At 73.6% G+C, this 24,148-nt stretch carries 26 protein-coding genes; 7 read left to right on the forward strand and 19 right to left on the reverse strand.

Features of this window, described 5'->3' with window-relative positions; genetic code table 11:
- Positions 1-2 precede the first annotated feature (2 nt).
- Entirely contained in the window at positions 3-869 is an 867-nt protein-coding gene (gene imuA' / locus DSZ44_RS12925; protein WP_110853043.1) for a DnaE2-dependent mutagenesis accessory factor ImuA', read from the reverse strand.
- A gap of 133 nt (positions 870-1,002) precedes the next feature.
- Between imuA' and DSZ44_RS12930 the strand changes: the two genes are divergently transcribed.
- Genes DSZ44_RS12930 through DSZ44_RS12945 form a run of 4 tightly spaced genes read left to right on the forward strand, consistent with a single transcriptional unit; the run spans position 1,003 to position 4,567 of the window.
- Positions 1,003-1,530, forward strand: a complete 528-nt coding sequence (locus DSZ44_RS12930) for a YbhB/YbcL family Raf kinase inhibitor-like protein (protein ID WP_110853044.1) — start codon at positions 1,003-1,005, stop codon at positions 1,528-1,530.
- Positions 1,527-2,114: a YbaK/EbsC family protein gene (locus DSZ44_RS12935; protein ID WP_110853045.1), complete on the forward strand. Its 588-nt coding sequence runs from the start codon at positions 1,527-1,529 to the stop codon at positions 2,112-2,114. Before DSZ44_RS12930 ends, DSZ44_RS12935 begins: the two co-directional genes overlap by 4 nt.
- Complete coding sequence (locus DSZ44_RS12940) at positions 2,111-3,313, forward strand: MFS transporter (RefSeq protein WP_110853046.1); 1,203 nt, start codon at positions 2,111-2,113, stop codon at positions 3,311-3,313. The genes DSZ44_RS12935 and DSZ44_RS12940 overlap by 4 nt, the downstream gene beginning before the upstream one ends.
- Positions 3,314-3,358: 45 nt before the next feature.
- Entirely contained in the window at positions 3,359-4,567 is a 1,209-nt protein-coding gene (locus DSZ44_RS12945) for a YcaO-like family protein (protein ID WP_146237552.1), read from the forward strand.
- On the opposite strand, the gene mpaM is transcribed toward DSZ44_RS12945, so the two are convergent.
- From mpaM to DSZ44_RS13000, 13 genes are all read right to left on the reverse strand, one after another.
- On the reverse strand, positions 4,560-5,366 hold the full coding sequence (mpaM, locus tag DSZ44_RS12950; protein WP_110853048.1) for a daptide-type RiPP biosynthesis methyltransferase: 807 nt from the start codon (positions 5,364-5,366) through the stop codon (positions 4,560-4,562). The two genes, DSZ44_RS12945 and mpaM, sit on opposite strands and share 8 nt — an antisense overlap.
- Positions 5,363-7,906, reverse strand: coding sequence for a class III lanthionine synthetase LanKC (lanKC, locus tag DSZ44_RS12955; RefSeq protein WP_110853049.1), 2,544 nt, complete (start codon positions 7,904-7,906; stop codon positions 5,363-5,365). Before lanKC ends, mpaM begins: the two co-directional genes overlap by 4 nt.
- Entirely contained in the window at positions 7,903-9,567 is a 1,665-nt protein-coding gene (gene mpaP, locus DSZ44_RS12960; protein ID WP_110853050.1) for a daptide biosynthesis intramembrane metalloprotease, read from the reverse strand. The genes lanKC and mpaP overlap by 4 nt, the downstream gene beginning before the upstream one ends.
- Positions 9,564-10,307, reverse strand: a complete 744-nt coding sequence (locus DSZ44_RS12965) for an ABC transporter permease (protein WP_110853051.1) — start codon at positions 10,305-10,307, stop codon at positions 9,564-9,566. The genes mpaP and DSZ44_RS12965 overlap by 4 nt, the downstream gene beginning before the upstream one ends.
- Positions 10,300-11,025, reverse strand: a complete 726-nt coding sequence (locus DSZ44_RS12970; RefSeq protein ID WP_110853052.1) for an ABC transporter ATP-binding protein — start codon at positions 11,023-11,025, stop codon at positions 10,300-10,302. Before DSZ44_RS12970 ends, DSZ44_RS12965 begins: the two co-directional genes overlap by 8 nt.
- Positions 11,022-11,216, reverse strand: coding sequence for a hypothetical protein (locus tag DSZ44_RS12975; RefSeq protein WP_110853053.1), 195 nt, complete (start codon positions 11,214-11,216; stop codon positions 11,022-11,024). The genes DSZ44_RS12970 and DSZ44_RS12975 overlap by 4 nt, the downstream gene beginning before the upstream one ends.
- Before the next feature lie 72 nt (positions 11,217-11,288).
- The gene (locus tag DSZ44_RS18340) at positions 11,289-11,432 is read right to left on the reverse strand and encodes a daptide-type RiPP (RefSeq protein WP_181424636.1); all 144 of its coding nucleotides are present in this window, start codon (positions 11,430-11,432) and stop codon (positions 11,289-11,291) included.
- A gap of 37 nt (positions 11,433-11,469) precedes the next feature.
- The gene (locus DSZ44_RS18345) at positions 11,470-11,643 is read right to left on the reverse strand and encodes a hypothetical protein (RefSeq protein WP_181424637.1); all 174 of its coding nucleotides are present in this window, start codon (positions 11,641-11,643) and stop codon (positions 11,470-11,472) included.
- 8 nt (positions 11,644-11,651) lie between these two features.
- Complete coding sequence (gene mpaC, locus DSZ44_RS12980) at positions 11,652-12,878, reverse strand: daptide-type RiPP biosynthesis dehydogenase (protein WP_110853054.1); 1,227 nt, start codon at positions 12,876-12,878, stop codon at positions 11,652-11,654.
- Positions 12,875-14,164: a daptide-type RiPP biosynthesis aminotransferase gene (gene mpaD / locus DSZ44_RS12985; protein ID WP_258369488.1), complete on the reverse strand. Its 1,290-nt coding sequence runs from the start codon at positions 14,162-14,164 to the stop codon at positions 12,875-12,877. The genes mpaC and mpaD overlap by 4 nt, the downstream gene beginning before the upstream one ends.
- 2 nt (positions 14,165-14,166) lie before the next feature.
- Positions 14,167-15,186: a daptide biosynthesis RiPP recognition protein gene (mpaB, locus tag DSZ44_RS12990; RefSeq protein ID WP_110853055.1), complete on the reverse strand. Its 1,020-nt coding sequence runs from the start codon at positions 15,184-15,186 to the stop codon at positions 14,167-14,169.
- A gap of 40 nt (positions 15,187-15,226) precedes the next feature.
- On the reverse strand, positions 15,227-16,183 hold the full coding sequence (locus tag DSZ44_RS12995) for an LLM class flavin-dependent oxidoreductase (RefSeq protein WP_220035192.1): 957 nt from the start codon (positions 16,181-16,183) through the stop codon (positions 15,227-15,229).
- 412 nt (positions 16,184-16,595) lie between these two features.
- Positions 16,596-17,036: a hypothetical protein gene (locus tag DSZ44_RS13000; RefSeq protein ID WP_110853057.1), complete on the reverse strand. Its 441-nt coding sequence runs from the start codon at positions 17,034-17,036 to the stop codon at positions 16,596-16,598.
- A gap of 76 nt (positions 17,037-17,112) precedes the next feature.
- On the opposite strand from DSZ44_RS13000, the gene DSZ44_RS13005 reads away from it, so the two are divergent.
- Both DSZ44_RS13005 and DSZ44_RS13010 read left to right on the forward strand, forming a co-directional pair.
- The gene (locus DSZ44_RS13005; protein ID WP_110853058.1) at positions 17,113-17,574 is read left to right on the forward strand and encodes a tRNA (cytidine(34)-2'-O)-methyltransferase; all 462 of its coding nucleotides are present in this window, start codon (positions 17,113-17,115) and stop codon (positions 17,572-17,574) included.
- 88 nt (positions 17,575-17,662) lie between these two features.
- Positions 17,663-18,196, forward strand: a complete 534-nt coding sequence (locus tag DSZ44_RS13010) for an OsmC family protein (RefSeq protein WP_110853059.1) — start codon at positions 17,663-17,665, stop codon at positions 18,194-18,196.
- Between the two features lie 8 nt (positions 18,197-18,204).
- Here DSZ44_RS13010 and DSZ44_RS13015 read toward each other — a convergent pair whose 3' ends face one another.
- The gene (locus tag DSZ44_RS13015) at positions 18,205-18,567 is read right to left on the reverse strand and encodes a winged helix-turn-helix transcriptional regulator (RefSeq protein WP_110853060.1); all 363 of its coding nucleotides are present in this window, start codon (positions 18,565-18,567) and stop codon (positions 18,205-18,207) included.
- An 81-nt stretch (positions 18,568-18,648) separates the two neighbouring features.
- Between DSZ44_RS13015 and DSZ44_RS13020 the strand changes: the two genes are divergently transcribed.
- The gene (locus DSZ44_RS13020; RefSeq protein ID WP_110853061.1) at positions 18,649-19,053 is read left to right on the forward strand and encodes a RidA family protein; all 405 of its coding nucleotides are present in this window, start codon (positions 18,649-18,651) and stop codon (positions 19,051-19,053) included.
- Between the two features lie 6 nt (positions 19,054-19,059).
- Here DSZ44_RS13020 and DSZ44_RS13025 read toward each other — a convergent pair whose 3' ends face one another.
- From DSZ44_RS13025 to DSZ44_RS13040, 4 genes are read right to left on the reverse strand one after another with little or no spacing between them, the layout of a single operon-like run.
- Positions 19,060-19,527 (reverse strand): hypothetical protein, encoded by a 468-nt coding sequence (locus tag DSZ44_RS13025; protein ID WP_110853062.1) that lies wholly within the window; start codon positions 19,525-19,527, stop codon positions 19,060-19,062.
- A 46-nt stretch (positions 19,528-19,573) separates the two neighbouring features.
- Complete coding sequence (locus tag DSZ44_RS13030) at positions 19,574-20,395, reverse strand: TrmH family RNA methyltransferase (protein WP_110853063.1); 822 nt, start codon at positions 20,393-20,395, stop codon at positions 19,574-19,576.
- Between the two features lie 51 nt (positions 20,396-20,446).
- Positions 20,447-22,375, reverse strand: a complete 1,929-nt coding sequence (locus tag DSZ44_RS13035) for an ABC transporter ATP-binding protein (RefSeq protein WP_110853064.1) — start codon at positions 22,373-22,375, stop codon at positions 20,447-20,449.
- Positions 22,372-24,099, reverse strand: coding sequence for an ABC transporter ATP-binding protein (locus DSZ44_RS13040; RefSeq protein ID WP_110853065.1), 1,728 nt, complete (start codon positions 24,097-24,099; stop codon positions 22,372-22,374). Before DSZ44_RS13040 ends, DSZ44_RS13035 begins: the two co-directional genes overlap by 4 nt.
- Between the last annotated feature and the right edge of the window lie 49 nt (positions 24,100-24,148).

Here is a 24,148-nt window from a genome sequence, read left to right on the forward strand (position 1 = left end):
CATCAGGACACCGCCCGCAGCCGGGAGGCGGCCGCCCCGGCGTCGGCCGCCACGGCGGGCGCCGCCGCGGCGGGCACCGGACCGGTGGCCTCGCGGGCGCCGTCGGCCACGACGTCCAGCCCCGTGGAGGTCAGGCGCACCCGCACCCGGCCGGCGACGCCGCTGCGGCCACGGCCGTGGACGGTCATCTCCCCCGCCTCCACCCGGCCCCAGCCGCGCCCGAGCCCGCCGGTGCGGGCCTCCCCCGCCCGGAGCACGACGTCGGCGCCGGGCCAGTGCGCCGTGCTCAGCAGCACCGCCCCGCGGGTGCGCAGCCGCGCCGACAGCAGCCGCCGGTCGCGTGCGCTCAGGGCCCGGCAGTCCCCGACGGCCAGGACGTCGACGCCGTCGACGAGGGCACCGACCACGGAGGCGGCCTCCGGGCCGGGCCGGGGCACGAGCAGGCTGCGGCCCAGGTGCAGCCCGGCGTCGGCGGCGGCCTGCAGGCCGATGTCCGGCAGCGCCGCGAGCGCGACCCAGCCCTCCCCCTGCGCGGCGGCCAGGAGGGTGAGGAGGAGCGAGGAGGAGCCGCCGACCTGGACGACGCTGCCCCGGCGCAGCCCGGCGGGCGGGAAGAAGCCGGCGAGCGGGGCCGGGACGGGCAGGTGGTCCGCGTCGGTGGGCACCCCGGCTCGCGGCGGGACCGGGGCGGGAGCCCCCGGCCCCTCGGGCGCGGTGTCGGGAGCCGGCGCGGCGGCCAGGTGGGACGCGACGGGGCGGGGGGACGCGGCGTCGTCGGCGGCGACCGCCAGCCGCGTCCGCAGGCCGGCCGCCGCCTCGGCCCGCTCCAGGGCCCGGCGTGCGGTCGCCATGCGCTCGGCCGGGGTCATCGCCACCTCCACAGTCTATCGAACAGTTGTTCGATCATGACAGGTGGGACTGACATCGTCGGCGTGCCCGTCGCGGCATCCCGCGGCCCCACGCCGTAGGTTGAGAGCGACCCCACTTTCGAGGAGGCCCTTGATGGATCTGCAGCGCCCCGTTGCACCCGCACCCTACGACCTGCTGCCGCCCGTGCCGTCCTTCACCGTGACGAGCACCGACATCACCGACGGGCAGCCCTTCGACCGGCAGTTCACCGCCGACGGCGAGAGCGTCTCGCCCCAGCTCGCGTGGTCCGGCTTCCCCGAGGAGACGCAGAGCTTCCTCGTCACCTGCTTCGACCCCGACGCCCCCACGCCGGCCGGCTTCTGGCACTGGACCGTCGTCGACCTGCCCGCCGACCTCACCGAGCTCGAGCAGGGCTGGGGCGAGAGCGACCTCATGCTCCCCGGCGCGGCCTACCACGTGCGCAACGACGGCGGCACCCACGACTTCACCGGCGCGGCCCCGCCCGCCGGGGACCGCCCGCACCGCTACGTCTTCGCCGTCCACGCGCTCGACACCGACTCCCTCGAGCTCGACGCGGACGACAGCCCGACGAAGGTCTCCTTCACGGCGCTCTTCCACACCATCGCGCGCGCCGTCATCACCCCCACCTACCAGCGGTGAGCGAGCCGACGACGACGGCGGCGGACGGCTCGGTCCGGTACGGCACCCTCACCTGGGTGCCGGCGCTGCAGCGCCCCGACCTGCTCGCCGAGCCGGTGCGTGCCGCCCTCGAGCGACTGGAGGAGGCCGACCGGGTCCACGTCACCGAGATCGACCCGGAGCTCGCCGACACCGCGGCGATGACCGAGGCCTACGAGCTGCCGCTGGAGGCCTCGGTCAACTGCGTCCTCGTCGCCGGCAAGCGGGCCGGTGAGGAGCGGGTGGCCGCCTGCGCGGTCCGCGCGACCACGCGGGCGGACGTCAACTCCACCGTCCGGCGACTGCTCGACGTGCGCAAGGCCTCCTTCTGGCCCACCGACCGCGCCGTGGAGACCTCGGGCATGGAGTACGGCGGGATCACGCCCGTCGGCCTGCCCGCCGAGTGGCGGCTGCTCGTGGACGCCGCGGTCGCCGGTGGGCCGGTGATCGTCGGAAGCGGCGTGCGCCGGTCCAAGCTGCTGCTGCCCGGCGAGGTGCTCCTCGCGCTCCCCGGCGCCGAGTCGGTCGAGGGGCTGGGCCTGGCCGCGCAGGGCACCGGGGAGTGAGCACCGCCTCCCGCCCCGCGCCGTCGCGCCTCCTGCGCAACGCCCGGGTGGCCACCGGCGCCCTCTTCTTCACGAACGGGGCGCTGTTCTCCAACCTGCTGCCCCGCTACCCCGCGATCAAGTCCGGGCTGGACCTGACGAACACCGAGTTCGGGCTCGTCGTCATCGCTTTTCCCGTGGGCGCGATCATCTCCGGTCTGGCGGCCGCGGCGGCGATCCGCCGTTTCGGGGCGGCGAACGTCGCCGTCATCGGGACCGTGCTCACGGCGGCCGGGCTCGTCGCCGTCGGGTGGGCGCCGGCGCTGTGGCTGATCGTCGCCGCCCTGTTCGTCGCGGGCTCGGCCGACTCGATCACCGACGTCGGGCAGAACAGCCACGGGATCGCCGTCCAGCGCGGCTACGGCCGCTCGATCATCAACTCCTTCCACGCGGTGTGGAGCGCCGGGGCGGTGACCGGCGGCCTCATGGGCACGGCGGCGGCCGCGAACGAGGTGCCGCTCGGCCTGCACCTCACCGTCTCGAGCGTCGTGTGGGTGCTCGTCGCGTTCGTCGCTCGGCGCTTCACGCTCCCGGCCGGGATGTCGGTGGGTCCGCCGCTCGTCGAGGAGCACCACACCGCCGGCGGCCCTGCGGCCGCGTGGCTGCGCCGCCCGCCGGTGCTCCTCGCGGCGCTCGTCCTCATCGCGATGAGCGGGACGATGGTCGAGGACGCCGGCAACACGTGGTCGGCGGTCTTCCTCACCCAGGAGCTCGACGCCGGCCCGGCCCTGGCGGGTCTCGCCTTCGTCGCGACGGTCGGGGCCCAGTTCGTGGGCCGGGTGCTCGGGGACCCGATGACCGACCGCCTCGGTCAGCGCGCCGTCGCCCGCCTGGGTGCCGCCCTCATCATCGTCGGGATGGGGCTCGTGGTCCTCGGGCCGTCCTCCGTCGCCGTCATCGCCGGCTTCGCGCTGGCCGGCTTCGGCTCCGCCACGCTCGTGCCCGCCGCGATGAACGCGGCCGACGACATGCCGGGCATGCGGGCCGGGAACGCCCTCACCATCGTCTCCTGGCTCATGCGCGTGGCCTTCGTCGTCTCCCCGCCGCTCGTCGGGGCGATCGGTGACGCCGCCGGCCTGCGGGCCGGCCTGGCCGTCGTGCCGGTCCTCGCGGTCGGGACGCTGCTGCTGGCGGGGGTGCTGCGCGGGCGGGAGCGCTGAGCCAAGCGCGCACGGCGGCGTGCCGCCACACCTATGCTGGCCGTGATGAGCCAGATCACACCCGCCCGCGTGCGCGACCTCCTCGACCCCGCGGCCGGTCTGGCCCGCTCGTTCCAGATCGTCCGGCACCCCGATCCGCCCCACCTCTACCTCATGGTCGTCGACATCGGGACCCGGTTCGGCGGGACGGACGAGCCGACGCTCCACGACCTCACCGGCGCCTACGACCTGCGCGCCGACGGTGCCGCTCTGCGCGGGCTGGGTGAGGCCGTGGAGCGGCGCGCACTCGCCCCGCTGCCCGGTGAGGGCGTGGCCGGCACACGGGCGGCTCTCGCCGCGTCGGGCGAGCCGCTCGCGCCTGCGGACGAGTGGCCCGGCCACTTCCCCCTGGCCGACGACGACGCGACGACGTGGTACACCGCCGAGCGCCTCGGTGACGACTCCCGCGTGCTCGTCCCCGCCGAGTGGGTGGACTGCCCCGTTCAGGGTCCTGCCGCCGAGTGGTGGGAGGGCACGCCGTCCGGGGCGGCCGCGCACACCACCGTCGAGGCGGCGACGGCGACCGCCGTGAGCGAGGTGCTCGAGCGGGATGCCCTCATGCGGGCCTGGTACCGGCAGGACCGCGCCGACGCGGTCGAGCTCGACCTCACCTCCCCGCACCCCGACCTCCGCCGGCTCGTGGACGACCAGCCCGGGGTCCGCGTCCGGGCGGCGCGCCTCCACACGGCCCTTGCCGGCCGCTTCGCCTACGTCGCCTGGGTCGACGACGGCACCACGGTGGGCACCGGTGCGACCCTCGCGGCCGACGACACCGCCGGAGCCGCTCGCTCCGTGCTCGAGGCGTGGCAGATCTACCTCGCGCTCCGCACCCGCGCGAAGGAGCCGCGGCCCGCGGGCCGCGGCTCCTTCGTCGACCAGGGTGAGGCCCGCTGCGACTTCTGGGCGTACGGCGAGGGCCGGGCGGCGATGGCCGAGTGGGCTCGGGGACTGCGCCCGGTCGAGCCCCTCGACCAGACCCCCTCCCCTCAGGCTGGGACCGACCTCGTCTCCGAGCTCGTCTCGGTCGGGCTGCCGGTCCTGCGCGTCGACCTCGGTCCTCGCCTGCCGGCGGCCGTGCGGGCCGCCGGGTTCGTCGCCGTCAAGGTGCTCGTGGGCGGGACGCACCCGCTGGTCCTCGAGGAGCGCGCGGCGTGGTCCTTCGTCGACCCGCTGCTGGGCGAGCGGCGGCCGGTCCCCTACCAGCCGCTCATCTGAGCGTCACGAGGACGGTCCCGAAGCGCGTGCCCGACGTCGCCACGGGCTCCACATCCACGAGCTCGAACCCCGCCTGGGTCGTCTCCTCGAGCAGCTCGCTCCTCGTGAGCAGCCGCACGCGTGACGTGCACACGTCCACGACGCCGTCCTCACCTGCCTCGAGCGGGAGCGGCAGGACCGCGACGTCCCGGTAGCCCGCGCCGCGCGGGCGGTGCTCGGTGAGGAGGAAGCCGCGCCCCTCCTCGGTCCACACCGGGTCCGCCGCCTCCTCCGGCGCGTCCTCGCCCGTGTCCTCCGCCACCGACACGACGACCTGGCCACCGGGCGCCAGGTGCTGGCGGATGCGGTCGTAGAGACGCCGGCGAGCGGCCGGGTCGAGCAGCGTCACCGAGGTCGTCCCCAGGACGACGGCACCGAAGAGCTCGTCCAGGGCGATCTCACTCATGTCCGCGCGGACCATCCGCAGCCGGTCACGGAAGCTGCGCGGAGCGTCGTCCAGCCGCTTCTCGAGCCGGGCGAGCATGGCGGCGGACAGGTCGACGGCGGTCACGGACCTGCCGAGGGCGAGCAGCGGCAGCGTGAGGCGCCCCTCCCCGGCCGCCAGCTCGAGGACCGGACCCGTCGTCCGTGCGACGGCGCGCAGGACCTCGCGGACCTCGACGTGGTCGGCCCGGACGATCGCGGCGTAGACCTCCGCGCCGACGTCGTCGTACAGGTCGTGGACGACGACGCGGGCGCTGGTCCCGGCGAGCAGGCGGAGGACCGGGGCCGGGAGCCGGTCGGTGGCCGGTGCGCTCATCGGACGGCCCCGAGCGCGCCCCGCCCGGCGGCCGCCGGCTGGCGGGCGTTGCTGCCGAGGAAGGGGACTCCGAGGGGCTCACCGGTCCGAGCGGCTCGCAGGGCGAGTGCGACCCCGACCGACCCGGTCGTGAGGTCCGTCGACAGCCGCAGCTGCTCCTGACCGAGGAAGGAGACCTGGTCGGCGTCTCCGACGGCGTACAGGTCGAGGAGGCCGAGGTGGGCCCTGACGGCCGGGTCGTCCGCCGCCCGACCCGCGTGGACGAGGGTGAGCAGGGCACCGGCCTGACCGTGCAGCCAGCCCGCGCTGCCGAGGACGGCGCGCTCGGCGGCAGCGGTGAGGTCACGGGCGGCGTCGGCGACCCACGGCTCGTCGACGTGGCGCCCGAGCTCTCGCAGGACGAGCGCGACCCCGCCGCTGCCCGAGCCGAGCGCCGTGTGCAGGCGCCACCGCTGCTCGCTCGCCTCGCCCCAGCGCAGCACCGCGAGGTCGCGGCGCAGGGCCTGGCGTGCCAGCCCGAGGTGGCGCTCCTCGGCCGTGTGCTCGAAGAGCCGCAGCGCCAGCAGCGCCGCACCGGTCCAGCCGTACCACAGGCCGGTGCGCGGGTGCGGCTCCGGGGCAGCGGTGACGTCAGCGGCGAGCTTGTCGGCCAGCGCGAGGGCGCGGTCGAGGCCGGAGGCGTCCGCTCCGCCGGAGTAGCGGTCGAGCAGGAGGAGCCCGATCCCGGCGGCGCCGTCGGCGATGCTCGGGCCCAGCCCGACCAGCGGCAGCGCGGTGAGGTGCGCAGCCACGTGCGCGGCGTCCTCCGGGCGGCCCAGGGCGTCGAGGGTGTGGACCACGCCGGCCAGCCCGGTGGCGAAGCCGGGTCCGAGCCCCCGCGTACGGTCGAGGCCGTCGAACAGCCACTGGACGTGCTCCTCGGGCACCTCGACGCCGAGCTGCTGAAGCCCCCACAGCACCCCGGTCGCACCGTGCGCGAACGTCGTCCCGCCGGATCCCACGGTGAACTGCCCGATGTCCCCGGGGAACAGGCGGTCCTCCCGCTCGGGCGTGACCGGACCCAGGACGCCGGCGAGGACCCGGGCCTCGGCGTCGTCGTGGCCGTCCAGGGTGACGGTCTCGCCGGGGTGGGCGGCGGAGCCCGCTGCCGCGGCGAGGTCGGAGCGGACGGAGGCGACGAAGGAGCTCGGGACCGGGAACCGGGCGCGGACTGCGTCGATCAGCTGCTCGGCCTTTCCCTCCTGCCAGGGCAGGACGACGGTCATCGGCAGGAAGACCGACAGCCGGGTGCACGCGAGCGCGTAGCGGTCCACGGCGGTGCCGCGAACCGTGGCGGGCGCCCGGAAGCCGGGAGCGCCGATCCGCGGGGAGAAGTTCTCGACGTCGTCCGTGGCGGTCTCGAGGTCGATGAAGAAGACACGATCGTCCGCCGTCACCATGACGTTGTTGGGATGGAGGTCGCCGAAGACGACGCCACGCTCGTGCATGGCCCGCAGCGAGGTGTCGATGTCAGCAAGGACTCGCAGGGCCCACTCGGTGTAGCGGTCGTGGTCGCCGGGCTCCGGAACGGCCCCCGACAGGGCGGGGTTGCGTTCGCGCAACGCCTGGGCGAGCGTCACGCCGTCGACGAACTCGCGGGCGAGGAAGTAGTGCTCGTGACCGCGTCGGTAGTCCACCAGCCTCGGGATGGCCGGCACGTCCGCGAGGACCTCCAGGGCCCAGCGTTCGCGCTCGAGTCTCGTGACGCCGTCGGCACCGGCCTCGTCGAGCCCGGCCAGCGGGCGCCCCTCCTTGAGAAGCACGGGTGAGCCGTCGCGGGTGTCCACCGCCCGGTAGACGCCACCCCCGTTGGAGAAGTGCAGCGCCGCCTCGGGGCGGAACGGGAAGTCGCTCAGCGTGCCCGCACCGCGGGCCGCCACCGCCTCCTCGAGAATCTCCGGCAGCTCCACCCACGGCGGCACGCGGAACCCGGGCTTGCGCACGTCGGGCTCCAGCGTGCCGTCGGGCCGGCGCAGGCACGGCACCATCCGGCCGTCCGGCCCGGGGCCGCTGATGTGGCTGAAGCCGCCGTACCGCACGTACAGCGGACCGCGGCGCCACCGCAGGTCACTGAGGACGTAGGGACCCTCCTCGCCGTCGAGGAGCTCCCCCAGCTCGGTGAGGACCCGCTCCAGCTCCGCGGTGCCGGCGGGAAAGATGGTGATGAACTTGCCGCTGGAGCCGCGGTCCCCGTACTTGCTGTTGCGGAAGAACAGCATGCGCGGCCCCCGGAGGTGCTTGAAGGCCACCTCGTGGTCGGCGCAGTAGCCGGCCACGGTCTCGAGCACACGTTCGGCGCTGTCCGGGGTGGCGGAGACGTGGATCTTCCAGCCCTGCTCGGGCAGCGTGCGGTCCGGGACCGTGAGGACGGTCCACTCCTCGTTCGTGGCCCTCGTCCAACCGTCCGGGACTGCCACGTCGAAGTGCGAGTCGTCGTCCACCCGGACGACGTCGTAGTACGGCGTGCCCGCCGGGCAGAAGAACTGGTACTGCGTGTTCACCGGGACGTCTCCTCGTCGTGGGGCGGGGCCGCGAGCTCGAGGCCCATCGGCTCCAGGTAGGTGTGGGCGAGCCATCCCCACAGGGGCAGCATGCCGAGGTCGACGACCGCTCCCCCGACCCGTTCCGGAGGCAGCTCCGCGACGGAGAGGGGACGGCCGGGCAGGGGAACGCTCACGTCGGTGCCGGCGACCGGGAGGAAGGCCTCGAACGGCGTCGGGACCGGTCTCGCCCCCTCCGCGGTGAGCTCTGCCGAGGTGAGGGTGTGGGAGGTGAGGAGGCCGCGTCTCACGAGGGCGACGTCGGCTCCCGCCCCCACGTCGTCGGCGCCGTTCATGAGGACGAGGTGAGCGGCGCCGTCGTGCACGACGTACCCGCCGTTCACGGTGACGGGGACCTGGACGACGGCGCCGGCGACGACGACGGCGGCCGCCGTCCCGATCGACACCGCGGCGGTGCGGCCGACGGGCGCACCGCAGCGGCGCGCCTGCCGCCCGAGCCGGACGAGCCCGACGACGACGTACGCGACGCCGCCGCCCGCGACGAGCAGGAGCGCGGTCGCGCCGACGATGCCCAGACCGAGGAGCATGTCGGACAGGACGAGCAGCAACGTGCCGACGATGTAGACCGGCATCCCCATGCAGCCCAGACCGAAGGGCACCGCCCACGACAGCTGCGGCAGGGACCGTTCCCGTCGCGCGCCCAGGAACGTCGACGCCAGCCAGGAGCGGGCGTCGGCCATCGCCTTCTCCCGCAGGTGGGGGACGTCCAGGGCGCTCATGAGCGCGAGGTAGCCGTCGAGCTTGATGAAGGGCAGCAGGTTCATCACGCACGCCACGTACGTGAGGACGGCGAAGACGAGGAGGGTCTGCCGGGCCTCGAGCGGTGCCACCACCGCGGCGAGGGCGGCGAGCCCGCCCACGACCAGCTGGACGGCGATCCCGGCGAGCGCGACGACCACCCGCTGGTGGCGCCGCGGCAGCCGCCAGCCGTCCGTGACGTCGCAGAAGAAGGCGGGGGTGAAGTAGAAGAGCATGACGCCCATGCGCGTCGGTCGGCCGCCAAGGGCCGTGAGCACGGCGCCGTGGGCCAGCTCGTGGACGCAGGTCGTGAGCAGGAAACCGACGCCGACGGCGAGGTAGCCGACGAGCGGCAGCGGGCTGCCCATCGCGAGCGAGACGTCGCTGCGCAAGGTCACGAGAGCCACGAGGCCGGCCAGCACCACGAGCGCACCCGCACCGAGGGACAGGCGGTGCCCGGCCACGGCGGCCACCGGCCGGAGCACGGCCAGCAGACGCTCCGGGTGGAGCAGCGTGAGCTGGATCCGGTGCGGCCCGAGCACCCGCACGCGCCGTCGTCGGGCGGGTGGGCGGCCGTCGGCGATCATGCCCTTGTCGGCGAGCTGCCCGACCGCCTGACCGACGAGTGCCGGGGTCCAGCGCGGACCGAGTGCCCCGGCCAGGGACGCGTGGTCCGCCGCACCGTCCAGCGCACGGGAGAGAGCGGCGAGGTCCTCCCCGATGCGGATGTACTGGTGGGTGCCCTTCTGCAGGATCCACGGGGCGTCCTGCTCTGCCGGCGGGTGGAGCACGACGTCCTCGGCGAGTCGTGGCCGGTCGAGGTGGACCGGGTCGGCGACCCCGCCCGTGGATCGCGGGCTCATGAAAGGTCTCGGCGAACGAGAAGCGTGCGAGCAGCGACACCGAGGACGACCAGCCACGCGGCGAGGACGGCGTAGGAGGCGCCGATCGACAGCAGACCCTCCTTGCCGTCCAGCGTGACGCCGGTCATCGCGATGGTGAACAGGAAGCCTGCGACGTCCGGTGCGAAGGACTGCACGCCCGGCTCGATCATGAGAGTGAGGCCGACGATGACGAGGATCGTCGCCACCTGGTTGCGGATGATCCAGCCGAGGAAGGCGCCCCAGGCGGCGGACAGGGTCGTCGTCCCGAGGACGCCGAGCACCGTGAGGGTGGCTTCGCGGGACCACACGACGGTGGAGTCGATCCGAGCCATCGAGACGTGGGCGAGGGCGATCGAGAGGCCGGCGGCGACCACACCCAGGACGAGGCCGCCGGCGGTGGCCGCGACAAGCTTGGACACGAGGACCCGGGTGCGCGAGCCGGCGACGAGGACGCTGCGCGATATCACCCCCGAGGCGTACTCGCGGGTGACGCCGATGGCGCCGAGGATCCCGGACAGGAGGCTCATGGCGAACCAGGAGCGCACGATCGTCGCGGTCTCGGTGGCCGGGTCGCTGGCTCCCGCGGCGAGGGCTTCCGCCGCCGCCTGGGTGAAGCCCTCGGTGAACAGTGCTCCGAGGCCGATCCCGATGACGAGCAGCGACCACGTGCCGCCGGCGGACACGAGCTTGCGCAGCTCGGCCTTGACGAGGTCAGCCATGGACGGTCTCCTCCTGGGACTCGATGAGGGTGAAGAAGCGGTCCTCCAGCCGGTACGTGCCGCCGGCGGTGAGGTCCGTCAGGGGGCCGGCGTAGTGCAGCCGCCGGTCGATGATGACGACGTCGTCGACGGTCTCCTCGACCTCCGCGAGCAGGTGGCTGGACAGGAGGATGGTCGCCCCGCGGCCGGCACGCTCGCGCAGGACCGTGCGCAGCCAGCGGATCCCCGAGGGGTCCAGACCGGTCGCGGGCTCGTCGAGGACGATGAGCTCGGGGTCCGCGAGAAAGGCGGTCGCCAGGGACAGCCGCTGACGCATGCCCTGCGAGAGCTTGGCCACCCGGCGGCCGGCGACGTCGTCCAGACCGACCTCGGCGAGCGCGCGGTCCACGCTCGCCGGGGGCAGGTGCAGCGCCGTCGCCCACGTCCGCAGCTCGCCCGCCACGGTGACGCCCGGGAGGGTGCCGATGCCGTCCAGGGAGACCCCGACCCGTCGGGGGTCGCCGAGCTCGGAGTAGCGCTGCCCGAAGACGAGGGCACGCCCCGACGTCGGCGCCACGAGCCCGAGCAGGGCACGCAGGGAGGTGGTCTTGCCCGCACCGTTGCGGCCGAGCAGCCCGGTGATCCGGCCCGCGGCCACCTCGAAGGACAGCTCCTCGACCGCGACCGTGCTCCCGTACCTCTTGGTCAGGGCCTCGAGGCGGACCGGGGGCGCCGTCATGGCCCCTTCTTACCCGAAGCACCCGCCCAGGCGAGTGCGGCGAGCCCCACGATGAGCGAGGTGGTGATCGCGGTCGACTGGGCAGCGCCCTCGAACACGAACAGCGACGCGGCAATGAGGGCGAGCAGACCCACGAGCACCCAGGCGACGCGCTCGCCTGCCCCGCGGTTATCCTTGGCTTCTTCGGTCATCTCTGTCCTATCTCTGGTCTCCCCAGGTGGGTGGCGGTGCGAGCGCCACCCACCTGGGGGTTGGAGTCCTGCTTAGGTCGCGGCCGTGGCAGCCGAGAACACGAGCGTGGCGATCGTGATCTTCACGCCCTCCTGGAACCCGGTCCACCAGCCCAGTGCGTCCATCGGCTCGAGCTCCTGCATGCCGAGCTCGACGAGGGGTCCGTTGTCCTGCATCTCACCTCCTCTCCCGTGCAGTCGTCGGGACAGTGCGTCAGGTCGCGATGATCGACGCGCCGATCAGGGTCTTGACGATCGTGGCGCCCACGCCCGACACCGCGCTGACGCCAGTCACGACGCTGATGGCGGTGCCCCAGAACGGGGCGTCCATGGACTCGAGCTCCTGCATCGCGAGCTCGACCATGGGGAGGGTGTTGTCCGTTGCCATGTGTGTATTCACCTCCTCTCCTCGACATGGATGGATCGACCGCCGGTCGGCGGAAGCTCTCGCGCCCGAGGCAGTGCTGCTGCCTCCAGGGCGACGTCCTCGGCCAGGCTCACGAGCTCGTGCTCGCGGAACCCGGCGAACATCGGCAGCCCGGCGCCCCACCCGCGGTGGACCGCGTGGGCCACGCGGGGGGCGGGGAGGTCGGCGACGGCGGGCGCGGTCCGGAGCCCGAGGTGCTGGAGGAGGGCACGCAGCCCCGCCTCCGGTGCGGCCGGCAGCAGCTCGGCCGTGGCGTGGGACAGGACGAGCGCGACGTGGCGCAGCCGCTCGGCCGACCCCCAGCGTCCGTCGCCGCCCAGCAGCCGGTCCATGACGACGGGCAGCACGGCGGTGAGGGCGGGAACCTTGCGTACCCCTGTCGCGGCACAGATCTCGTTCGTCAGTGCCCACCACTTGACCGCGTACGGCGACCGGCCGTCGACGACGGCGTCCTGGTGGGACATGGACCCGATGCGCAGGAGCTGGGCACGGTCCTCGAGCGTGAGCGCTCCGTCGCCCGCGCGGACGAGCAGCGGTCCGAGGACGCGCAGGAGCGCCTCGACGACGGCGTCCTCCACCGGCCGCGGGCGAGGGTCCCCGACGTACGGCCCGATGAGCCGCGCGACGATCTCCAGGACGCCCTCGGCGACGAGGTGGTCGGGCAGCCCGGTGGTCAGGCGGGGGGCGTGGAGGGCGAGGTCCGGCTGGATCCCCTCCCCCACGACGAGCCGCCGTCGCCCTCCGCCCACGTGGACCGCGGCCTTGCTCACCTCGCTGCCCGTCCCCAGCGTCGTCGGCACCGCGGCGAGCGGGCGCGTGCCGAGGGGGCGAGGCGGCAGGAGGACCATGGCGGCCCGGTGACGGGTGGACAGGTAGGGCGTGCAGTCGTCCGCGCCGGCGCGCACCGCGAGCTTGGCACGGTCGATCACGCTGCCGCCGCCCACGGCGACGACCACGGAGCCGGAGCGCAGCCGGCGAGCGAGATCCTCCGCGGTGCTGCCCGGCCCCTGCGGGAGGACGGCACAGTTCGTCACGGCGCGCTGCAGCGTCCTCAGCAGCCCGTCGACGGGCGGGTGGGGTGCCACGGCCTCGTCGACGACGACGTCGAGTCGACCGGGGCCGAGGGCGCTGACCCAGCTGAGCAGGTCGGCAGCGGACTGGACGGTGCGCGTGACGGCCGTCGTGCGCGGGATCATCGCGCGCTCCCCACCGGCCGGAGGGCCGCGGCGCTCGCCGCGAACCTGTCCAGGCCGCGCACGACGGCGTCACACAGCTCGTCGAGCTCGGACGGGGTGTAGACGAGGGCGGGGACGAGCTGGACCCCACCCGGGCCGGGGTGGACCACGGCGCCCTCGGCGCGGATGGCGGCGACGAGGGCCGGCACCTGCGGGTCGGCCAGGGCCTCGCCGTCCGCAGTGCGGACGGCGAGCGCGCGGAAGGCCCCCCGTCCGGTGGTCGAGGCGAGCATCGGGTGACCGGCGACGAGCTCGTCGAGCCGCTCGTCGAGCAGCGCGGAGAGCAGCTGGCCGCGTGCCAGGACGTCGTGGTCGTGGAACTCCTCGATCGTCGCGAGGATGGCCGCGCAGGTGGGCGGGGTACCGGCCTGTGTCTCGGCGTGCGAGACGACGGCGGGGTCGAGGACGGTGGACACCTCCGGCCCGAGGAGGACGGCGGCGGCCGCCATCGTCCCGTTGGTGAGGCCCTTCGAGGTGATGAGCACGTCCGGCTGCTCACGCCATCCCTGGGAGGCGAACATCGGCCCGGTCCGCCCGAACCCGGTGGCCACCTCGTCGGCGACGAGAAGGAACCCGTGGGTGCGCCGGTGGGCGAGCAGCCTCTCGACGAACTCGTCCTCGAGGGGCACGGCGCCGGTCCCGAGGACCGGCTCGACGACGACGGCCGCCACCCGGTCACCCTGCCGCCTCATCAGCTCGTCCAGCTCCTCGACCCGGTTCGCGGCGACGTGGCGGACCTCGCGCTGGTCCACGCGGTAGAGGGCCTGCCCGAGGTCGTCCCCGGTGAGCGCGAAGCCACCGAAGGACAGGCCGTGGTAGCTGTGGCGCAGGCCGACGACGAGGGAGCGCCGCGGCGTCCCCGCCGCGATCTGGTAGTGCCGGGCGACCTTCATGACGAGGTCGTTGGCCACCCCGCCGGACGTGGAGAACATGACCCGGCGGTAGGCGTCCGCCCCCGCGACCGAGACGAGAGCCTCAGCCGCGCGACGGGCGTAGTCGTTCTCGTACCGGAACACGCTGAGGTAGGACGCCTCCCGCAGCGCGTCACCCACGGCCCGGGCCACCGCCTCGTTGCCGTAGCCGAGGGGCACGTTCCACAGCCCGCTGGTCCCGCACAGCCGCTCGACGCCGTCGGCGAAGCGGACACGCACACCCGAGGCGCTCAGCGCGCACAGCTCGGCCCTGCCCTGCAGGTCCGGGTCCAACAGCGCCGGCCACAGCGCGGTACGCCCCCCCTGGCCGTCCACGATCAGCCGCCGACCGTCACGGTGGGCCGTGAGGAGCTGGTGCCCAGCCGGAAGCCCGCCTGGGCGAAGTAGGCCGACACGCGCTCCGCCTCGGTGGCCGGCACCGCCTCGGACGCCTCCGGCCCAAGCACCATGAGCTTCTCCACGACGGTCGCGAGCTCGTGGCTGATCTGCACCGTACGCCGCGCCGCGCCGTTGCTGAGGTAGGCCTGGTCCTCGTCCCAGCACAGCACCGGGGCGTCGTCGGCGGTGGCGTCGGCCGCCCCGTCGAGGGCGGGGTCGAGGTGACCACCGAAACCCGAGACCCGGACCCCGTCACGTCCGCGACCGGCGAGCCCGCGCAGGGCGCCGACGGCCCGGAGGTAGCGCCCGAGCCAGGGGCGGGCACGGAGCGCGGCGTCGCGCACGTCGTCGGCGACCGCAGCGGAGAGGGCGACGGCGCAGGGCACACGTCCTTCCTGGGCTGCCTGCCAGGCGAGGGTCACCTCCTCCAGGGAGCTGTCGACGTCGCCCAGACGCGCACCCCAGGGACCGGTGGAGACGGCACCGTCGGCGGCCACCCACAGGCGCTGCTCCGGGCCGCCGTCCCCGCTCCACCCGCCCAGGGCGGGCTCGTCAGCGAGGAGCGTGGACGGGCCCGCCACCAGCGCGGAGAAGGTTCCCGAGGCGACGGCGTCGTCGGCGTCGGCGAGATAGGCCTCGAGGTCGGAGACCTCGGTGACCCGCAGCAGCGTGGGGCCACCGATCGGCGTGTACCGACCGAGCGCGTAGGGGACGACCTGGAGGACGAAGGAGTCGTCGACGACGACCTCGGCGTAGGGCTCGACGACGCCGCCGTCGTAGTGCCAGCTCACGCCGTCACCGTCCGTCGGGGCGAGCACCGTGGCGTCCGCCGTCGCGAGCCCGGCGGCACGTGCACGGGCCGCCTGTTCGGTCGCCGACACGACGACCACCTGTGCCGGGTCGCCGCTGGGGATCCCGGTCGCCCACCGGGCGAGGGTCTGCTTGGCGCTGTGCACCATGGGTACTTCCTCCATGACTTCGGACCGGCGGCAGTGCCGGTCAGGGAACGAGGGCGACGTCGGCACCCGCGGGCAGCATCGCGAGCAGGACCCGCAGCTCCTCGAGGGCGGCCTCGAGCCCTTCGACGTTGTAGACACCGGTGACGTTGAGGACGATCTCGTCGACGCCCGCGTCCCAGTACTCCTGCACCATCTCGGCGAGCTCGTCCGGCTCGCCGCACAGGAAGGCGCCACCCGCGACGATGGCACGGGCGCCGGCAACCGGGTCAGCGGCGTCGACCGCTATCCCCGCCTTGCCGAGCATGTCGATGTAGTGCGGTGCCCGGGAGTGGGCGAAGTTGCTCGCCATGGCGAGCTGGTAGGGCTCGTGCCTCGCGCGGCGCCGCGCGATGGGCAGGATCGTCACGAGTCGCGGCCGCGGACGCCCGGCGGCGGCCGCGCCCTCCTCCAGGGCTGGCACGACGACCTCTCGCAGGTACCGGGCCGGCGTCAGCCAGGTGATCGCGGCGTCAGCCACCTCACCGGCGAGCCGTGCCATCCGCGGTCGCAGCACCCCGAAGCCGAGCTCGATCGGTGCCGAGGGCGCCGACGGCAGGCGTGCGGCGCACGCGAAGTCCGCGGTCTCCACCTGGACCGGGACCCCGGTCAGCAGCTGCCTGACGGCCACGAGGTAGTCCCGCATGGCACCGAGCTGGCTCGGGTAGGCCGCGCCGCGCAGCGCCACCTGGAAGCTGGTGCCGCCCGGCCCCAGGCCGAAGGTCACCCGCGACCCGGTGGCGAGGGCCAGCGACCGTGCCTCCATCGCCGCGTAGTACGGGTGGCGGAGCGGGGTCAGCGTGACGCCGACACCGATCGGCACGCGCACACCGGCACCCGCGAGGAACGCGAATCCCTGGTTCGTCTCGACGAGCGTCGACTGGCCCTGCCACAACGCCCCGCGACCGTCCTGCGCGACCAGCTCTCCGAGAGGAACGAGCTGCTCGGGCCGTCGCGGCACGAACGGTGTAAAGACTGAGATGCCCCCCACTGCGCACCCTTCTTGGACGCGCTGGAGAGCGTCGATCATCGACGTTCATGTAAAACCAAGCCGCCCGTTGACCTGATTTCTAGCAGCGAGGAAAAAGTGTGTCAACGACCACACCGTCGGCGTTCCGGCGGCCGCCGTGCCCCGCACCGGGCGGTCCTTCTTCCGGACGAGGAGTGGCCCGGAAGTGCGGAATACAGCGGATTTCCGCGCGTCGCCCGGCATCAGCCATCCAAGCCCTCCGCGCGGGACACACGTGTCGACAGAATGTCAACGCCACCTTCGCAGGAGACGATTTCCGCCGTTCGCACGAGGAAGTTTCGCCGCGCCGGCAATCCCGCGGACGCGACATTTCAACCAGCCGCGGAATCGTCTGACGATTTCCTCAGGCGGGCGGCAGACGCCGCTGGTCGCCGTCCTGCTCGACGAGCGCGGTGAAGATCTGCGCGAAGAGCTCCTCGACGCGGGCCTCGATGGCGGCGGCGTCGGTGGTCTGGCCCTTGCGGTCGTGCAGTGCCATGAGCTCGATCGCGCCGTCGAGCTTGTCGGCCTGGGCGAGCCACCCCTCGGCGCGGGTGACCTCCTCGGGCGTGGATGCGCCGGCGAGGGCGCGCTGGGCCTGCCCGCGCAGCACGTTGACGGACCGGCGCAGCCCCTCCGGGCGGGAGCGGGCGGCGCGCGCCTTGGTGAGACCGTCGATCACCTTCTGCACCTGCCTGGCGGCCTCGGGGTTCTCACGCAGCATCGCGGCCCCCTTCTTCACCAGCGGGTAGACCACCGGCCCGAACTTCGCCGCGGCCTTGACGATCGCCGTCACCTTGCCCATATGTCCTGCTCCTTCCGTCTGTGCCGAGGTTATGTCCTCCGCCCGGGCCCCCGCGCGCCGGTGGGAGGATGTCCCGGTGTTCCATGTCATCTTCCACGAGCCGAAGATCCCGCCGAACACCGGCAACGCCATCCGGATGGTCGCGTGCACCGGGGCGACGCTCCACCTCGTCGAGCCGCTCGGCTACGAGCTGAGCGACGCGCACCTGCGCCGGGCGGGCCTGGACTACCACGACCTCGCGCGCGTGGTCGTCCACCCGGACGTCGACGCCGCCCTGGCGGCCGTCGCACCTGGCCGCGTGTACGCCTTCACGGGGCACGCGACCACGGGTTTCGCCGAGATCCGCTACGCGCCCGGTGACGCGCTCCTCTTCGGGACCGAGACGACCGGCCTGCCCGCCGACCTGCTCGCCGACCCGCGTGTCACCGGGCGGGTGCGCATCCCGATGGTGCCCGGCGTGCGGTCGATGAACCTGTCGAACTCCGCCGCCATCGGTGTCTACGAGGCCTGGCGCCAGCAGGGGTACGCCGGAGCGTGAGCAAGCGTTGCCCACGGCGGAACGCGTGTGGTCTGATGCACACGCCCGAGCGCGGAGCGCTCACGCCACCGACGGAGGACGCCCGACGATGACCGCGACCAGCACCGACGACGCCCAGACCCCCTCGGCCGCGCTGCGGGCTCGTCAGCGACCGCTCAAGGACGCCTACAAGGAGGACCCGACCGGGGCGCTCGTCACGAGCACCGCGACGGCGCGGGTGGACCAGGGCGCGCTGACGGCGACCGTGCCGACGTGGGCCGGAGACGTCGTCGCCGGTCTCCACCCCGCCACCGGCGGTGACGGCAGCCAGGCCTGCTCGGCGGACATCGTCCTCCAGGCGCTCGTCGCCTGCGCCGGCGTCACGCTCTCCTCCGTCGCGACGGCGATGGGCATCGAGCTGCGCTCGGCGAGCGTCACCGCCAACGGCACCTGGGACGCCCGCGGCACCCTCGGGGTGGACCGCGAGGCGCCCGTGGGCCTGTCCTCGGTCGAGGTGCTCGTGGACGTCGACACGGACGCAGACGACGACACCGTCGCCAAGCTGCTCGAGCTCACCGAGCGCTACTGCGTCGTCGCGCGCACGCTCACCGCTCCCCCGCCGGTCACCGTCCGCCGCGCCTGACGGCGGCGCTACTCGAGGTCGAAGCGGTCGCGCGCCGCCTCGACCTCCGCCGCGTGCGCGGCCGACCACGCGAGCAGCGCGTCGACCGGCTCCCGCACGGTCTTGCCCAGGGGCGTCATCGCGTACTCGACGGCGACGGGCCGGGTGGCCAGCACCGTGCGGCTGACGAGCCCGTTGCGCTCGAGGCGGCGCAGCGTGGCGGTGAGCGACTTCTGGGTCACTCCCGGGACGGCCCGCCGGAGGTCGTTGAAGCGGCAGGGACCCTCGCACAGCTCGCTGAGCACGTGGAGGCTCCAGCGGTCGAGCACCTGCCCGACGAGCTCCCGGTGGGAGGCGCTGACCTGCGCGGACAGTGACGCGGTATCGCTCATGACACCTGGTTCCGTTGACGTGCTCGCCGTGCGGTCGGTAGGAAGGGGTCCCCCCTTCCGGCACACCCTAGAGGAGACCCCATGACCGTCCACCGCCTCAGCCCCGCCGGACTCGCCCCCGACACCCCGTACCACCACGTCGCCGTCGCCACCGGCACCCGCCACGTCCACGTCGCCGGCCAGGTCGGTCAGGACGCCGAGGGTGTCCTCGCCGAGGGCCTCGCCGGCCAGGTGGCCCAGGCCCTGCGGAACGTCGCCGTCGGGCTGCGCGCCGGCGGGGCGACCTTCGACGACGTCGTGCGGCTCACGGTGTACGTCACCGACTGGGAGGTGGAGCGCATCGCGGACTTCATGGCGGGCGTGCAGGCGGTGGCCGAGGAGGTCGGCCTGTCGCTGCCGATGCCCGCGGCCTCGCTCATCGGCGTGAGCGCGCTGTACACCCCCGAGATCCTCGTCGAGATCGAGGCGACCGCCGTCGTCGACTGACGTCACTCAGCCGGTGATGTCGATCCAGGCGAAGGGGTGCTGCGCGCACTGCATCGTCGGGTCGGTCTCGCAGATCGTCTCGGCGCCGGTGAGGTCGACGGACACCTCGGCCCCGCCGGGCGGGACCTCGTCCGGGAGGCGGAGCGTGCCAGTCGCCTCACCGGCGCCGTCGGGCTGCAGCACGCCCAGGGTCTCCGTGTAGCGCCCCTCGGCCGAGTCCCAGGCCGTCCGCTCGGACGTCAGCCGGATCTCGTACCGGGCGCCGTCCGGCAGGTTCTGCTCGCAGCCGTCGGCATCGACGAATGCGCTCACCTCGACGCGCAGCTCGCTCCCGGGCTTCGGGGCCGCAGGGGCGACGACGGGATCGGCCGGTCCGCAGTACGCGGTCCTGGGCCCTGCGTCGACGCAGCCGGCCATGAGCACCACGGTGAGGAGCGTCGCGGCCAGCGTCGGCCGACTCCGGCGGGTGAGCACGCTCCCACGGTAGCGGCCCGCTCGGGCGCCCGTGCGCCGTCGTCGGCTACCTGGTCGCGTAGAAGACGACGGCGGCCGAGGCGGCGACGTTGAGGGAGTCCACGCCGGCGGCCATGGGGATGCGGACGACGCGGTCGGCCATCGCCAGGACCCGCGGTGCCAGTCCGTGGCCCTCGGGACCGAAGACGAAGGCCGAGCGCTCGTGCCCCTCGGCGACGTACTCGTCGAGGCTGATCGAGTCGTCACTCAGCGCCAGGGCAGCCACCGTGTAGCCGAGGCGCTGCGCCTCCTCGATCGCCCCCGGCCAGGTCTCCAGCCGGGTCCACGGCACCTGGAAGACGGTGCCCATGGAGACCCGGACGGAGCGGCGGTAGAGCGGGTCGGCGGAGGTGGGCGTCATGAGGACGGCGTCCACTCCGAGGGCCGCGGCGCTGCGGAAGGCGGCGCCGAGGTTGGTGTGGTCGACCATGCCGTCGAAGATCGCCACGCGGCGTGCACCGGCCACGACCTCCTCCACCGGACGCAGCGGCGGGCGGTGCATGGCCGCCAGCGCGCCGCGGTGCAGGTGGAAGCCGGTGATCGCCTCGAGCACCGGCTCCTCGGCGACGAAGACGGGCACGTCCGGCCCGCCGTCGTCGGCGCCGCAGGCCCGGGTGATGACGGGTGCCATGGTGTCCAGCCACTTCTCGGCCATGAGGAAGGAGCGGGGGCGGTGGCCCGCGTCGATCGCCCGGGTGATGACGTTGGTGCTCTCGGCCATGAACAGGCCGCGCTCGGTCTCCAGGCGACGCCGCAAAGCGAGGTCGGTGAGGCCGGTGTAGTCGAGGAGGCGGTCGTCGGCGGGGTCGGTGATGCGGATGAGCGGCACCGGACCATTCTGCCGTGCGGGATCCGGCTGTCGGCCCCGAGAGGGCTGCTGCTACTCCTCGGCGAGGACGGGGGCGGCGAACTGGCTGCGGTAGAGGCGGGCGTAGGCGCCGTCGGCCTCGAGGAGCTCGTCGTGGGTGCCCTGCTCGACGATGTCACCGTGCTCCATGACGAGGATGACGTCCGCGTCCCGGATCGTGCTCAGCCGGTGGGCGATGACAAAGGACGTGCGGCCGCTGCGCAGCCGGGTCATCGCCTGCTGGACGAGCATCTCGGTGCGCGTGTCGACCGAGCTGGTGGCCTCGTCGAGGATGAGGAGCTGGGGCTCGGCGAGGAAGGCGCGCGCGATCGTGATGAGCTGCTTCTCACCGGCGGAGACGCCGCCGCCCTCCTCGTCGATGACGGTGTCGTAGCCGTCCGGCAGGCTCTGGACGAAGCGGTCCACGCTCGCTGCCTCGGCCGCCCGGTGCACGTCCTCCTCGGTGGCGCCGTCGCGGCCGAAGGCGATGTTCTCCGCGATCGTCCCCTCGAAGAGCCAGGTGTCCTGCAGGACCATGCCGATCGGCTCGCGCAGGTCCTGGCGCGTCATGTCGCGGGTGTCGACGCCGTCGATGAGGATGCGCCCGGAGTCGATCTCGTAGAAGCGCATGAGGAGGTTGACCAGGGTGGTCTTGCCCGCCCCGGTGGGGCCGACGACGGCCACCGTCTGCCCGGGCCGCGCGTCGAGGTCGAGGCGGGTGATGAGCGGGCGCGCGGGGTCGTAGCTGAAGGCGACGTCCTCCAGGCGCACCGCACCGCGGACCTGCGCCGGCCGCTGCCCGGGCACCGGGTCGGCCGACTGCTCCGGGGCGTCCATGATGTCGAAGATCCGCTCCGCGGACGCCACCCCGGACTGGACGAGGTTGGCCATCGAGGCGAGCTGGGCCAGCGGCTGGGTGAACTGCCGGGAGTACTGGATGAAGGCCTGGACCGAGCCGAGGCTGAGGTCGCCGGAGGCCACCCGCAGGCCGCCGACGACGGCGACGAGCACGTAGTTGAGGTTCCCGACGAAGCCCATCATCGGCATGATCGTCCCGGAGATGAACTGGGAGCGGAAGGTCGCCCGGAAGAGCCGCTCGTTGTCCTCGTCGAAGCCCTCGCGCACGGAGTCCTGGGCGTTGAAGGCGGTGACGAGCTCGTGCCCGGTGAAGGCCTCCTCGACCTTGCCGCCGAGGTCCCCGGTGGACGTCCACTGGGCCACGAAGTGCGGCTGGGCCCGCTTGGCGATGGTGGCCGTCGCCCACGCGGACACCGGCACGGTGACGAGGGCGATGAGCGCGAGCTGCCAGGACAGCACGAACATCATGACGAGCACCCCGACGACCGTGACGATCGAGGTGACCACCTGCGAGAGCGTCTGCTGGAGTGTCTGGGAGACGTTGTCGATGTCGTTGGTGACCCGGGACAGGACGTCGCCGCGTGCGCGGGAGTCGAGCTCGCGCAGCGGCAGGCGGTCGATCTTGGCCTGGACGTCGCGGCGCAGCTGGAAGGCGGTGCGCTGGACGATGCCGGCGAGCATCCGCCCCTGCACCCAGAGGAACAGGGCCGAGCCGACGTAGACGGCGAGCACGAGCAGCGCCATCCGGCCGAGCGCACCGAAGTCGATGCCCTGCCCGGGCACGACGTTCTCCATGCCGCTGACCATCTGCGCGACCTGGTCCTCACCGGCTGCGCGCAGGTTCGCGACGGCCTGCTCGAGGCTCGCGCCCTCCGGGAGCATCCGGCCGACCACACCGTTGAAGACGATGTCGGTGGCGCGCCCGAGGAGCGTGGGGCCGAGCACCTGCAGCCCCACCGCGACGACGGCGAGGACGAGGACGGCGACCAGGCGGACCCGCTCGGGTGCCATCGCACGCAGCAGGCGCCGCAGCGAGGCGCCGAAGTTGGCCGACTTCTCGCCGGGAGGGACCCCGGCGCCGGGGCCCGGACGGTGGTGGCTCATGCGGCCTCCTGCGCGCTCAGCTGGGACAGCACGATCTCCTGGTAGGTGGGGTTGTCCTCCATGAGGCCGGCATGGGTGCCGCGGCCCACCACCCGGCCGTCGTCGAGGACGACGATCTCGTCGGCGTCGCGGATGGTGGCCACCCGCTGGGCGACGATGAGGACCGCGGCTCCCGCGGTGGCCACCGGCAGCCCGGCGCGCAGGCGGGCGTCGGTGGCGTAGTCGAGGGCGGAGAAGGAGTCGTCGAAGACGTAGAGGTCGGCCGGCTTGAGGAGCGCGCGGGCGATGGCCAGGCGCTGGCGCTGCCCGCCGGAGAAGTTCGACCCGCCCTGCTCCACGCGGGCGTCCAGACCCAGCCCCGTGACGAACTCGCTCGCCTGGGCGGCCTCCAGCGCCGCCCACAGCTCCTCGTCGGTGGCCCCGGGGCGGGCGAAGCGCAGGGTGGAGGCGATGGTGCCGGAGAAGAGGTAGGCGCGCTGCGGGACGACGGACACCCGCGCCCGCAGCTCGGCGGGCTCGAGCTCGCGCACGTCCACTCCCCCGGCCCGCACGACGCCGCCGGTGGCGTCGACGAGTCGCGGCAGCAGGTTGACGAGCGTGGACTTCCCGGAGCCGGTGGAGCCGATGATCGCCGTCGTGCATCCCGGCTCCAGGCGCAGGGAGACGTCGTGGAGGACGGGGGTGGCAGCGCCCGCGTAGCCGAAGCTCACGCGGTCGAGCTCGATGACCGTGCGCCCGGCGGGGAGCCGGCGCGGCCGTGCGGGGGCGACGATCGCGGGCTCGGTGCCGAGGACGGCCTCGATGCGGTCGGCGGAGACCGCCGCGCGCGGCACCATCATGAACATCATCGAGGCCATGAGCACCGACATGAGGATCTGCATGAGGTAGTTGAGGAAGGCGACGAGCGAGCCCACCTCCATCGCCCCGGAGTCGATGCGCCCGGCACCGAACCACACGACCGCCACGGACGAGGCGTTGATGACCACCTGGACCGCGGGGAACATCAGCGCCATGAGGTAGCCGACGCTCAGGCTCGTGCCCATGAGCTCGCTGTTGGCGCGGGCGAAGCGCTGCCGCTCGCTGGGCTGACGGTTGAAGGCGCGGATGACCCGCACGCCGGAGATCTGCTCGCGCATGACGAGGTTGATCCGGTCGATGCGGCCCTGGATGAGCTTGAAGAGCGGTCCCATGCGCAGCGCGATGACGACGATGAGCCCGAGCAGCACCGGGACGACGACGAGGAGCAGCGCCGAGAGCCCGACGTCCTGGCGCAGCGCCATCACCACGCCGCCGACCATCATGATCGGCGCCATGACGATGACGGTGAAGGTCATGAGGGTGACCATCTGGACCTGCTGGACGTCGTTCGTCGAGCGGGTGATGAGGGAGGGCGCGCCGAAGCGGCCCGCCTCGGCCACCGAGAAGCGCTGGACCCGGGTGAAGACGGCGCGGCGCAGGTCACGGCCCACGCTCGTCGCGGCGCGCGCGCCGAGGTAGACGGCACTCACCGCGCAGGCGACCTGGACGGCGCTGATGAGGAGCATGATCCCGCCCACCCGCAGGATGTAGCCGGTGTCCCCCACGACCACGCCGTTGTCGATGATGTCGGCGTTGAGGCTGGGCAGCGACAGTGCGGCGAGCGTCTGGACGAACTGGAGCAGCACGACCACCGTGACGTCGCGGCGGTACGGGCGCAGGTGGCGCCGCAGCAGGGTGAGGAGCATGTCAGCCTTTCGGGTGGCCGCCCGGTGGGTCGGCTCCGAGAAGGGTAAG

This window comes from Georgenia satyanarayanai (assembly GCF_900116375.1).
In the GTDB taxonomy this organism is placed as follows: Bacteria; Actinomycetota; Actinomycetes; order Actinomycetales; family Actinomycetaceae; genus Oceanitalea; species Oceanitalea nanhaiensis.